Origin of the sequence: Streptomyces sp. NPDC047049 (assembly GCF_040643995.1) — a bacterium.
GTDB classification, from domain to species: domain Bacteria; phylum Actinomycetota; class Actinomycetes; order Streptomycetales; family Streptomycetaceae; genus Streptomyces; species Streptomyces mooreae.
The window spans coordinates 1-12,077 of the sequence record NZ_JBEYVM010000011.1 but is presented as its reverse complement, the minus strand read 5'-3'; the positions used below and the strand labels follow the sequence as shown (position 1 = coordinate 12,077).

Here is a 12,077-nt window from a genome sequence, read left to right as displayed (position 1 = left end):
AATCGACCCGGACGACCGGAAGCGCGCGTCAATCGTGGGCTACGGCGGGCGGGGGCCGGGGCGCCGAGGGCTCGGGGGGCTGGGGGTCCGGTGGCCGGGGCCAGTGGCCGGTGGCGGGGGGGCCGGGGGCTGGGGGGCTGGGGGCCGGGGGCCGACCCGGGGCCGGCCGCCACGCCAGCACGCCCACCCACCCCCACACCGCAACCCGGCACAATGACTCCATGGCCCCCTTGTTCAACTCGTTCAGCCGCAGCTCCCGCAAGAACCCCGCCGACCGGATGGTCACCCTCGTCGGCAAGCCGGGCTGCCACCTCTGCGACGACGCCCAGGCCGTGATCGAGAAGGTGTGCGCCGAGACCGGCGCGTCCTGGGAGAAGAAGGACATCACCGAGGACGCCGACCTGCACCGCAAGTACTGGGAGCAGATTCCGGTCATCCTCGTCGACGGCGCCCAGCACGACTTCTGGCGAGTCGACCCCAAGCGCCTCCGCACAGCCCTGGGCGCCTGACCCCGAACCACCGCCCCACCCCGGCCCCCACCCGCCGCGCCGCAGCCCCGCCGGGAAGACCCCTCTCCCCCGCCACGCCGCAGCCCCTCGTGCCCCCGCCGCGTGGCAACCCGTCGAACCCTCTTCCCCTCACCGCACCGCAGCCCCCTCAGCACCCCCCTCCCCTGCCGCACCGGAGCTCCCTCGGCTCCCTCCCCCGCCCTGCCGCACCGGAGCTCCCTCGGCTCCCATCCCCCGCCCTGCGGCCGCCCCGTCGGGAATACCCCTCTCCCCGCCGCCCAGCGTCACCCCCTCGGGAGCCCCCTCTCCCCGCCGCCGCGTGTCACCCCTCGGGAGCCCCCTCTCCCCGCCGCGCCGTGGCCCACCCCCGGAATACCCCCTCCCCCCGCCACGTTGTGGCCCGCAGGGGGCACTCCCTCCCCCTACGGGAAGTGTTCGCCCGCCCCCTAAGGCCCCGCAGCGCCCTCGCCAAGGCCCCCGCAGAGGTGGCCGTAATGCACACTTCCCCCTCTCCAGGCCCTCCTGACACGCGCCCGTAACCGGCTGCACCGAACAAACTGGCTACGCTAGCGCCATGGCCCGCCCGTCGCCCGCTCACCGCCCCCGCTGGAGCCCCACCGGGGCACTCTTCTCCCTGGGCTGGCTCCCCCGCCGCAGACGGCCCGCCACGGCCCGCAGTGTGCTGGCCGGCGAGGCCGCCGCCGAGGCCGCCCGCAAGTCCTCCCAGGAAGCGCCGCCCGCCGAGGAGACCGAGACCCCGGCGGAGCCCGACTTCCCGGTCGTCGGGGACACGGCCGCCGCCGCCTTCTTCGACCTGGACAACACCGTCATGCAGGGCGCCGCGCTGTTCCACTTCGGCCGCGGCCTGTACAAGCGGCACTTCTTCCACAAGCGCGATCTGGCCCGTTTCGCCTGGCAGCAGATCTACTTCCGGCTGGCCGGCTCGGAGAACCCCGAGCACATGGCGGACGTCCGCAACAGCGCCCTGTCCATCGTCCAGGGCCACCGCGTCGCCGAGCTGATGTCCATCGGCGAGGAGATCTACGACGAGTACATGGCCGAGCGGGTCTGGCCCGGCACCCGCGCGCTCGCCCAGGCCCACCTCGACGCAGGTCAGAAGGTGTGGCTGGTGACCGCGGCCCCGGTCGAGACCGCCACGATCATCGCTCGCCGCCTCGGCCTGACCGGCGCGCTGGGCACCGTCGCCGAGTCCGTCGGCGGCGTTTACACGGGCAAACTGGTCGGCGAGCCGCTGCACGGACCGGCCAAGGCCGAGGCCGTACGCGCCCTGGCCTCCGCGGAGGGCCTGGACCTCTCGCACTGCGCGGCCTACAGCGACTCCGCCAACGACATCCCGATGCTCTCGCTCGTCGGGCACCCCTATGCGATCAATCCTGACAGCCGGCTGCGCAAGCACGCCCGGGAGCAGGGGTGGCGGCTGCGCGACTACCGGACCGGACGCAAGGCCGCCAAGATCGGCATCCCCGCGGCGGCCGGTGTGGGCGCCCTGGCGGGCGGTGCCGCGGCCGCGGTCGCACTACAGCGCCGACGCCGCTGACCAGGCCTGATCGCCTTACGGGACGGCGGACCATCCCGGCTTCCTACCCCCTCCGCCGTCCCCTCAGTCCCTTTGCTGCCGGTTAACCACAACACGCCCTCCAACCAGGCAGATTGCGTTTCCTTCCGATCAGAAGTTGCTCAGTAATCGATACTTGATCTGCCACCAACCCGGCACGGACCGTAACTAATCGATGATTTGAGCAACTGGGTGTAGCGCTGCCTGTACGAAGCGTTATTCTCCTCAGACGCAATCCGGAACCCACACGTCCCTACGACGAGTGAACGGTCCCGCACTGCACGTGATGGAAGCTCTGCCTCTGGGAGTCCCGTGTACCCACACGTCGGGGTTGACGCCTCGGGCCTGGCTACGCTGCGTACGACACTCGTCGACCACCTGCGCAGTTTTGTCCCCACCGCGTACGCCGTCCCCGCATTCGCCTCAGCCGTCCCCGCCGCCGGACCCTGCTACGCCCTGGCCGACGGGAGCGCTGCGGTCGGCAAGGCCGCCGGCAGAACCCGCCGCTCCGGCACCGGCACGACCACCGCCCGTCGCCCCGCCGACAGCGACAGCCGTCGCATGATGGACCTCGTCGAACGAGCCCAGGCGGGCGAGGCCGACGCCTTCGGCCGCCTCTACGACCAGTACGCCGACACCGTCTACCGGTACATCTACTACCGCGTCGGCGGCCGCGCCACGGCCGAGGACCTCACCAGCGAGACCTTTCTGCGGGCCCTGCGCCGCATCGGCACCTTCACCTGGCAGGGCCGCGACTTCGGCGCCTGGCTCGTGACGATCGCCCGCAACCTCGTCGCCGACCACTTCAAGTCCTCCCGCTTCCGCCTGGAAGTCACCACCGGAGAGATGCTCGACGCCAACGAGGTCGAGCGCAGCCCCGAGGACTCGGTCCTCGAATCCCTCTCCAACGCCGCCCTGCTGGAGGCGGTACGCAAGCTCAACCCCCAGCAGCAGGAGTGCGTCACGCTGCGCTTCCTGCAGGGCCTCTCGGTCGCCGAGACCGCCCGCGTCATGGGCAAGAACGAGGGCGCGATCAAGACCCTCCAGTACCGCGCCGTACGCACCCTGGCGCGGCTGCTCCCCGAAGACGCCCGCTGACCCGCTGACCCGCCCCCTGTCCGCAGATTCCGCTGACCGGTTCCGTGCCACATCCGATCACCCTTGGTGACCTTCCCTACCCGGTCGGTCAGATCATCGTGAGTGCGTAACCCGAGTGCCGCGCCGCTCGTTGTGCGGGATGCAGGCTCCATGCGGTCATGCCTTGCCCGCTGCCTCTCACTCGATCGAGTGGTCGCGGACAACGGCTTGCAACCGTCCGGTCCGTCTGGACAGTCAAAGCCAGTCCGGGGAGTCGAGCGGGATGACGAGAGGAGGTGCCGCCCGTGATCGCGAATGTCTCGGTGCACCGGCGGGCCAACGCCTTCGCCCAGACCCTTGAGGAGCAGGTCCTCGAGGGCACGGCGACCGAGGACCAGGTCGAAGATCCGGCCCAAGCGCCGGGCGAAGCACGGCTGTTGGCGGTCGCCGACGGCCTCGGGAAACTCCCGAGGCCGGAGATGGCAGCCGAGGTCAAGACTGTCCAGCGCGCCCAGCTCATCGCCGCGATGGAGTCCGCCTTCGCCGAAGGCGCTCCGTCCGACGGTGCCAGGGTGCCCGAGCAGCGCGAACACCGTGGCGCGCACCGCGCCACGAAATCCATCGGCAGGCTGCGTCCGCGCTCCCGCCTCACCAAGGGCCTGGCGGCCGGCGGGCTGACGGTCGGCGTCGCCGCCGGGGCGTTCACCGGCGTCGCCGCGGCCAGCACCGACGCCCTGCCCGGCGACTCCCTCTACGGCCTCAAGCGCGGCATGGAGGACCTGAAGCTCGGCATGGCCGACGACGACTCCGACCGCGGCCGGCTCTACCTCGACCAGGCCGCCATCCGGATGATGGAGGCGCGCCGCCTGATGGAGCGCGCCCGGGTCGCCGACCTCGACCACGAAGCGCTCGGCGAGGTCCGCAAGGCGCTCGCCGGCGTCACCCACGATGCGGGCGAGGGCCACCGCCTGCTGCACCAGGCCTACGAGCGCGACGGCTCGCTCGACCCCATCCAGGCGCTGAACTCCTTCACCAAGTCCCACCGCCGCACCTGGTCGCAGTTGCGCGACAAGCTCCCGGTGCAGCTGATGGACGTCCGTGACAAGGTCAGTTCGGTCTTCGACGCCATAGACAAAGAGGTCGGTCCGCTCCGCCCGCTGCTGCCGCCCACCCCGGAAAGCCGTAGCCACCACCGCAACACGCCCGCCTCCGCGGGCACCGGCTCCCGGTCCGACGGGCACCCCGCCCCGTCCGGCAGCAGGTCCGCCCCCGGCAAACACGCCGGTGGTTCGCACGCCCCCCGCCCGGCGGCCTCACCGTCCCAGGAGGACGGCCTGCTCGGCGGCAATACGGGCGGCCTGCTCGACCCGCCGTCCAAGAGCGGCAGCGCGTCCCCGCACGACCGCGGCCACCAGCACCGCGGCCGGGACACCGGCGGCCAGCCCGATGTCACCCTCCCGCCGCTGATCCCGGGGCTGCTTCCCGGCCTGGGCATCGACGGCGAGGATCTCCCGAAGTAGCACAGCAGCGAAGCAGTCCCTCCGGCGCTCGGTGTTCCTCTGGTCCTTCCCTCAGAAGAACACCGAGCGTCGCTGTACCAGCAGCTTGTAGAGGGTGTGCTGAATCGTTTCCCGCACCTGGTCGGTCAGGTTGAACATCAGCATCGGATCGTCCGCCGCCTCCGGCGGATAGCCGGCCGTCGGGATCGGCTCGCCGAACTGGATCGTCCACTTCGTCGGCAGCGGCACCGCGCCCAGCGGCCCGAGCCACGGGAAGGTCGGCGTGAGGGGGAAGTACGGCAGCCCCAGCACCCGCGCCAGCGTCTTGGCGTTCCCGATCATCGGGTAGATCTCCTCGGCGCCCACGATCGAGCACGGGACGATCGGCGCCCCGGCCTTCAGCGCCGTCGAGACGAAGCCGCCGCGCCCGAACCGCTGCAGCTTGTAGCGGTCCGAGAAGGGCTTGCCGATGCCCTTGAAGCCCTCCGGCATCACCCCGACGATCTCGCCGCGCTCCAGCAGCCGCTGGGCGTCCTCCGCACAGGCCAGGGTGTGCCCGGCCTTGCGCGCCAGCTCGTTTATCACCGGCAGGACGAACACCAAATCGGCCGCCAGCAGCCGCAGATGACGCTGCGCCGGGTGGTTGTCGTGCACCCCGACCTGCAGCATCAGACCGTCCAGGGGCAGCGTCCCGGAGTGATTGGCGACGATCAGCGCCCCGCCGTCGGAGGGGATGTTCTCGACACCCTTCACCTCGACCCGGAAGTACTTCTCGTAGAAGGGCCGCAGCAACGACATCAGGACCTGGTCGGTCAGCTCCTCGTCGTACCCGAAGTCGTCGACCTCGTAGTCGCCGGTGATCCGCCGGCGCAGGAAGGCCAGGCCGCCCGCGATCCGCTCGTCCAGGGACCGCCCGGGGTTCGGCCGCGGCACCGCCGCCGGAGGGTGCTCGGTCCGGGCCTCCGGCACCGGCGCCAGCGCCGTACCCTGCCCGGTGCGCCCGGCTCTCCTGGCCTTCCTGCGCGCCCGGGGCTCCTCGCCGAAGGGGATGACCTTGGCGTCCGCCATCGTGGATGAACTCCTCACTGGGTCGGGCCACCGCGGGCCGGCAGCGCCTCGGCGAGCCGGTCGACGGTGCGGGCGAGGGACTCGGGCGGCAGCAGCCCGGGTCCACGGCTGCGGGCGAATTCCGCGAAGGTCTCCGCCGTCGTGTACTTCGGATGGAACCCCAGTGTCTCGCGCATCTGCGTCGTTTCCACGACCCTGCCGTGCGTGAGCAGCCGGATCTGTTCCGGCGAGAAGTCCGAGATGCCGATGGACCGCAGCGCCGTACCGGCCCAGGTTACGGTCGGCAGCAGCAGCGGCACGGTGGGCCGCCCCAGCCGCCGGGAGGTCTGCGACAGCAGCAGGACGCCGTCCCCGGCGATGTTGAAGGTGCCGCTGTTGAGCGTCCCGCGGCGCGGCGCGGCGGCGGCGATCCGCAGCACCTCGATGGCGTCACCCTCGTGGACGAACTGCAGCCGCGGGTCGTAGCCGAGGACGGTGGGCCACACCGGCAGCGAGAAGTACTCGGCGAGCGGGGAATCCGCGCATGGCCCGAGGATGTTGGCGAAGCGCAGCACGCACACCGCCACATCGGGCCGGCGCCGGGCGAAGCCGCGGACATACCCCTCGACCTCGACGACGTCCTTGGCGAAGCCGCCGCTGGGCAGCGACTTCGGCGTGGTGGTCTCGGTGAAGACGGCGGGGTCGCGGGGCGCGGAGCCATAGACGCTGGTGCTGGACTTGATGACCAGGCGCTGCACATTCGGGGCTTTCTGGCAGGCGCCGAGCAGCTGCATCGTCCCGATGACGTTGGTTTCCTTCACCGAGGCGCGGCCGCCGCGCTTGCTCAACGGCGTGCCGTTGATATCCATGTGGACGACGGTGTCGACGCCCGTCTCGGCCAGGACCCTGGCAATGGCCGGGTGCCGGATATCGGCTTTGAGGAATTCGGCGCCGCCCAGATGGTGTTCCGGGGCCACGGCGTCGACCCCGATCACCCGGTCGACGTCGGGATCGCGCTGGATGCGGCGGACGAACCGGCCGCCCAGCTGCCGTGCGACTCCCGTGACGAGCACGACCTTGCCCAAGATCAGCCCTTCCTTACCCGCCGCGACCGCCGTGGCCGAGCTGTGCAGGCCACGCTATCGGGTAGGTGTTGCGCGGTGATGTCCGCGGGATGCCCGTGGCCACATTTCCGTCCGACCACCGTCCATACGGCCCACAACGCACCGCAGCCCCCGATCGCACCAAGGCGATGGGGGGCTGCGAATTCGCGATCAGCGTCGCTTACTTCTTGTTACGACGCTGAACACGGGTGCGCTTGAGCAGCTTGCGGTGCTTCTTCTTAGCCATCCGCTTGCGCCGCTTCTTGATAACAGAGCCCACGACTACCCTCGCTCACTTCGAATCACTCGGTGCGGGGCGTCCGAGCCCACACTACCTACATCGGGCCAGCCTACCCGGCGACGGGCGTACGGCGTAATCCGAGGGTCGGCGAGGTCTCGTCAGGCTGATTCCACCCCCACAAAGGACTCCCGGAGATAGTCGTGAACCGCTTGCTCCGGAACCCGGAAAGACCTCCCCACCCGAATCGCGGGCAGATGGCCACTGTGCACCAAGCGGTACACGGTCATCTTCGACACCCGCATCACCGTGGCGACTTCCGCCACTGTCAGGAACACGACCTCGTTCAGAGGCCTCTGGTCTGCAGCCATGCCACACCTGCACCTTCCGCATAAGACGGTCACCGGCTTCCCCTCCGGTGACTCTTCGTCGCTATGCGCTCACTCCCCAGATTAGGGGCGGGTGATGCGAGTGGGGAAGAGGAGCAGCGAACAGCCCCCTATCGGGACAGATATGCACGATTAAGCACATAGCGCGCCAGAGGCTGGTAGTGCGCGCTCGGCACGCCATCGTCGAGCGGCACCGCCACCGACACCCGTCCCTCGGCCTCGCCGACGAACAGCGCCGGATCGTCCGCATCCGCCGGCCCGATCGCCTCGATGCCCAGCTGACCTGCCCCGCAGGCCCATCCGTGGTCCCCGATCACCAGACTCGGCGGCGGCCCGGCGATGCCCCCCAGGGCTGCCAGAGCGGTCCGTACCGGGAGCGGTGAATGGGTGTGTACGCCCCCCGTCCCCGGCGCGCCCCGCACGCCGGTTTCTCGCATCACCGCGACTCCCCGTACGTAGTCGAGTGTGCAGGTACGTACGCCGAACCGGGTCGCTATGTCGACACGAGCGCCATACGCCGGGGTGAGAACGGGGCAGCCCGCCGACGAGAGAGCGTCTGCGAGGGCGGCGTAGAACCCCACCAGCCGGTCCGGATGGCCGGTACCGAGCAGCACCGGCGCCCGGCGGCCGGCCGCCTCTCCGACCCGTTCGGCGAACCGGTCCAGCGCCGCGAGGGTGCGGTCGGGATCGATCTCATCCGGTCCGGAAGTATGTGCGAGATCGACCGAAACCCCGCACTTCCGCCCCATCAGTCTCAGCACTTCACCGACCGGCCAGTCCCCTTCGGGATCCAGCCCCAGCAGCGCCCGGGGATCGCGCGCCGCGAAGAGCCGGTAGCGCGCCAGACTCTTCTCCCGCCGGGTCGCGATCGTCCCCGCGAGCCTGGCCTCGATCAGGTGCGCCCGCAGCGCCCCGGTGCCCAACACGCGTCCCATACTGTCCGGTTGGTCGGCCCACGGATGCCCTGACCGACGGGTAGTCACACCTTTGGGGGCACGGCACCGGTACGGCCGCAGGGCACCGCGCCGTGCCTCTCCGGAGCCGCAACAGCGCGACAGGCGGGACCACAGAGCCTCGCGCCCACAGGGCAGGACCTCGCCCCTACAGGGACCTACGGAAGCAGCCCATGCGCCGGGAACACCGCCCGACGGGTCGCCAGCACCGCCTGGTCCAGCCGGTCGGCCGGGTCATAGCCGTCGTCGGTGAAGTCCCGCCACTGCGGCGTACGGCCGTCCGTCATCCGCTGTGGCGCCAACTGCCGCGTCCTGCGGAACACTTCGTGCCGCCACGCCTCCGGAACCATGGAGGTCGGCTCGATCGGCCGGCCCGCCGCGATCGCGGCCAGATGCGTCCAGCTGCGCGGCACCACGTCCACCACCGCATAGCCGCCCCCGCCGAGCGCGACCCAGCGGCCGTCCGCGTACCGGTGCGCCAGGTCGTGACAGGCCTCCGCCGCCACGCGCTGCGCGTCCAGGCTCACCGCGAGGTGCGCCAGCGGATCCTCGAAGTGGGTGTCGGCGCCGTGCTGCGTCACGAGCACCTGCGGCCGGAAGGCCCCCAGCAGCTCCGGCACCACCGCATGAAAGGCCCGCAGCCACCCCGCGTCCCCGGTCCCGGCCGGCAGCGCCACATTCACCGCGCTGCCCTCCGCGTCCGCGCCGCCGGTCTCCTCCGGCCAGCCGGTCTGCGGGAAGAGCGTCCGCGGATGCTCGTGCAGCGAGATCGTCAGCACCCGCGGGTCGTCCCAGAAGGCCACCTGCACCCCGTCGCCGTGGTGCACGTCCACATCGACGTACGCGACCCGCTCGACGCCCAGCTCCAGCAGCCGGGCGACCGCTAGCGCCGCGTCGTTGTAGATACAGAATCCGGCCGCCCCACCCGGCATCGCGTGGTGCAGCCCGCCGGCGAAGTTCACCGCATGCGCCGCGTCGCCGCGCCAGACGGCCTCCGCCGCCCCCACCGACTGGCCCGCGATCAGCGCGGACGCCTCATGCATCCCCGCGAACGCCGGATCGTCCGCCGTTCCCAGCCCGTATGAGAGATCCGCGGCAGCAGGGTCCGCCGAGGCTCTGCGGACCGCTCCGATGTAGTCCTCGCGATGCACCAGCCGCAGGGTGGAGTCCCCGGCAGGCTTGGCCGCGACCACCTCCAGCGGCCCGCGGTCCAGCTCGTACGCCTCCACCAAACGCATGGTCAGCGCGAGCCGGACCGGGTCCATCGGGTGCCCGGACCCGAAGTCGTAGCCCGTTACTGCCTCATCCCACATCAGCTGTGCGCGGCCGCTCATATCGGTCACCGTATCGGGCCTTCGGCGTCCCGAACGATCGGGCATACACCAACGTCACCAGCACCAGGGCCATCGGTACCAGCATCGCCCCCCGATAGCTCCAGGAATCACCGAGCGCCCCGACCAGCGGAGAGCCGATCAGGAAGCCCGCATAGTTGAAAATGTTCAGCCGCGCGACGGCCAGGTCCGAGGCCCCGGGGCCGTGCTGCTCACCGGCGTACCGCCCCGCCGCCGCGAACGTCTGGGGCACGATCACACACAGCCCGAACCCCAGCAGCGTGAACCCCGCCATCCCGGCCCAGGCCCCCGGAGCCGCCGCCACCACCGCGAAACCGCCCGCCGCGACCACCGCCCCGGTCCGCACCACCGCGACCGCCCCGAACCGCCGCACACCCAGATCCCCGACCGCCCGCCCGAGCAGCGTGGTGACCATATAGACGTTGTACGGGACGGTGGCCAGCTGCTCCGAGCTCCCCAGGACGTCCTGCAGATACTTGGCGCTCCAATTGGAGACGGTCGAGTCCCCGATATACGCACACGCCATCACCAGACACAGCGGCAACAACACCCGCATCGCGACGGGCGCAACGGCCGCCGCCGGCCCCGCCCCGCCCGCCACCGGATCCTGGCGGTCCCGGTCCACGAACCAGCGGCCCACGAGCAGCGCCAGCGGCACCAGCACCGCCACCACCGGCCCGTACAGCAGCGCAAGCGACAGCTTCCAGTGCGCGCCCGCCCAGGCCAGCGAGGCACCCGCAATGCCGCCCAGGCTGTACGCCGCGTGGAACCCGAGCATGATGCTCCGCCCGTACGCCCGCTGCAGACTCACCCCGAGCATGTTCATCGAGGCGTCCAGGGCCCCCACGGACAGCCCGAAGACCCCCAGCGCCACGGCGGCCTGCGCCATCGACCCGACCGACCCGACCGCCAGCAGCGCCAGACACACCACGGGCTGCACGCACCGCAGGACCCGGCCGGCCCGTAGCCGCTTCACCACCTGCTCGGCAACGAAGCTGCCGGCCCCCGCGAGGACCGGCACCGCCGCGAGGAAGGCCGGCAGCAGACCGTCCGAAATCCCGTAGCGCTCCTGGATCGCGGGGATACGGGTCACGAGGAGAGCGAAGACCGCCCCCTGGACGAAGAAGCTGAGGGCGAGCGAGACCCTGCCGTGCCGTAACCGCGCTCCTGGTACCCGGGGGACCGTCATGGCCGCTCAGCCTAGGACTCCCCCCTACCACTGGGTAGATGGATCTCCGCACCAATTTCGGCGGGCTCGCCGAGCGCCGGGGCCTCTCCGGCTCCGCTGCTCTACCGCTGCACCGCTCTCCGGCTCTCCTGCAACAGCGCCGGCAGCTCCGCCATATCGCCGAACAGCGTGGTGGCCCCGGCCTCCGTCAGCTTCCCCGCCGGCGTCATCGCCGTGAAGCCGTACACGTCCATCCCCGCGGCGATCGCGGCCCGCACCCCCAGCGGACTGTCCTCGACCACCGCACACCGCTCCGGTGCCACACCCATCTCCCGCGCCGCATGCAGAAAGAGATCCGGCGTCGGCTTCCCCCGCCCCACATCCTCCGAGGAGAAAATGCGCCCGGCCGCACTGTCTCCACCGGTCCGCCCCTCGGCAAAGCGCTCGAACAGCCCGGTCTCCGTCAACGCGACCCGGATACGCTCATGGCTCCCCGACGACCCGACGCAGTACGGCACCCCGTCGGCAGCCAGCTTGTCCAGCACCTCGGCCACACCCGCCACGGGCGCCAGCCCCCCGCGGAATTCCTCGAAGACCCGCGCATCAAAGGTCGCGTCGAATCCGGCCGGCAGCCGCTTTCCCGACCGCTCCAGCACCGTCTCGTGAATGCGGTGCTTCGCACCGCCCATGAAGTCACGCAGCGACTCTTCATAGGTCGTCGGATGGCCCAGCTCGGTGAGGTAGGCGGCCAGGATCTGATTAGCGATCGGCTCACTGTCCACCAGAACGCCATCGTTATCGAAAATGACCAGGTCATAGCGCATGGTCCTGAGCGTACCGAGCGGCCCGTAAACGCAGAAAAGCCCCGCACCATGAGGTGCGGGGCTTTCCCACAATGATTGTTCGGCGGCGTCCTACTCTCCCACAGGGTCCCCCCTGCAGTACCATCGGCGCTGAAAGGCTTAGCTTCCGGGTTCGGAATGTAACCGGGCGTTTCCCTAACGCAATGACCACCGAAACACTATGAAGTTAACCAACCCGGACATGACACAGGTCGTTACTTCAGAACCTACACAGTGGACGCGAGCAACTGAGGACAAGCCCTCGGCCTATTAGTACCAGTCAACTCCACCCGTTACCGGGCTTCCATATCTGGCCTATCAACC

At 70.5% G+C, this 12,077-nt stretch carries 12 protein-coding genes and 2 rRNA genes; 4 read left to right on the top strand and 10 right to left on the bottom strand.

Features of this window, described 5'->3' with window-relative positions; all coding sequences use genetic code 11:
- The first annotated feature begins 221 nt into the window (after window positions 1-221).
- The 4 genes from ABZ851_RS23225 to ABZ851_RS23210 all read left to right on the top strand — a co-directional run bounded on the left by ABZ851_RS23225 (window position 222) and on the right by ABZ851_RS23210 (window position 4,682).
- Complete coding sequence (locus ABZ851_RS23225; RefSeq protein WP_361130750.1) at window positions 222-509, top strand: glutaredoxin family protein; 288 nt, start codon at window positions 222-224, stop codon at window positions 507-509.
- A 574-nt stretch (window positions 510-1,083) separates the two neighbouring features.
- A complete protein-coding gene (locus ABZ851_RS23220; RefSeq protein ID WP_088798524.1) occupies window positions 1,084-2,067 on the top strand; it encodes an HAD-IB family hydrolase in 984 nt (327 codons plus the stop codon).
- Between the two features lie 330 nt (window positions 2,068-2,397).
- The gene (locus ABZ851_RS23215; protein ID WP_088798525.1) at window positions 2,398-3,183 is read left to right on the top strand and encodes an ECF subfamily RNA polymerase sigma factor, BldN family; all 786 of its coding nucleotides are present in this window, start codon (window positions 2,398-2,400) and stop codon (window positions 3,181-3,183) included.
- A 284-nt stretch (window positions 3,184-3,467) separates the two neighbouring features.
- Window positions 3,468-4,682, top strand: a complete 1,215-nt coding sequence (locus tag ABZ851_RS23210; RefSeq protein ID WP_361130746.1) for a DUF5667 domain-containing protein — start codon at window positions 3,468-3,470, stop codon at window positions 4,680-4,682.
- A 51-nt stretch (window positions 4,683-4,733) separates the two neighbouring features.
- Here ABZ851_RS23210 and ABZ851_RS23205 read toward each other — a convergent pair whose 3' ends face one another.
- From ABZ851_RS23205 to ABZ851_RS23160, 10 genes are all read right to left on the bottom strand, one after another.
- Window positions 4,734-5,729: a lysophospholipid acyltransferase family protein gene (locus ABZ851_RS23205; RefSeq protein WP_361130743.1), complete on the bottom strand. Its 996-nt coding sequence runs from the start codon at window positions 5,727-5,729 to the stop codon at window positions 4,734-4,736.
- Window positions 5,730-5,743: 14 nt separating this feature from the next.
- Window positions 5,744-6,793: an NAD-dependent epimerase/dehydratase family protein gene (locus tag ABZ851_RS23200; RefSeq protein WP_328386011.1), complete on the bottom strand. Its 1,050-nt coding sequence runs from the start codon at window positions 6,791-6,793 to the stop codon at window positions 5,744-5,746.
- A gap of 199 nt (window positions 6,794-6,992) precedes the next feature.
- A complete protein-coding gene (locus tag ABZ851_RS23195) occupies window positions 6,993-7,091 on the bottom strand; it encodes an AURKAIP1/COX24 domain-containing protein (protein WP_003948845.1) in 99 nt (32 codons plus the stop codon).
- 119 nt (window positions 7,092-7,210) lie between these two features.
- Window positions 7,211-7,420 (bottom strand): helix-turn-helix domain-containing protein, encoded by a 210-nt coding sequence (locus tag ABZ851_RS23190; protein WP_006604741.1) that lies wholly within the window; start codon window positions 7,418-7,420, stop codon window positions 7,211-7,213.
- A 128-nt stretch (window positions 7,421-7,548) separates the two neighbouring features.
- A complete protein-coding gene (locus ABZ851_RS23185) occupies window positions 7,549-8,364 on the bottom strand; it encodes a phosphatase (protein WP_361130738.1) in 816 nt (271 codons plus the stop codon).
- Window positions 8,365-8,549: 185 nt separating this feature from the next.
- On the bottom strand, window positions 8,550-9,725 hold the full coding sequence (locus ABZ851_RS23180; protein WP_361130735.1) for an acetoin utilization protein AcuC: 1,176 nt from the start codon (window positions 9,723-9,725) through the stop codon (window positions 8,550-8,552).
- Window positions 9,694-10,932, bottom strand: a complete 1,239-nt coding sequence (locus ABZ851_RS23175; RefSeq protein ID WP_361130732.1) for an MFS transporter — start codon at window positions 10,930-10,932, stop codon at window positions 9,694-9,696. The genes ABZ851_RS23180 and ABZ851_RS23175 overlap by 32 nt, the downstream gene beginning before the upstream one ends.
- 101 nt (window positions 10,933-11,033) lie before the next feature.
- Window positions 11,034-11,735: an HAD family hydrolase gene (locus tag ABZ851_RS23170; RefSeq protein ID WP_361130729.1), complete on the bottom strand. Its 702-nt coding sequence runs from the start codon at window positions 11,733-11,735 to the stop codon at window positions 11,034-11,036.
- Window positions 11,736-11,812: 77 nt separating this feature from the next.
- Window positions 11,813-11,929, bottom strand: a 5S ribosomal RNA gene (rrf, locus tag ABZ851_RS23165).
- 74 nt (window positions 11,930-12,003) lie between these two features.
- Window positions 12,004-12,077, bottom strand: a 23S ribosomal RNA gene (locus tag ABZ851_RS23160); the annotation flags it as partial.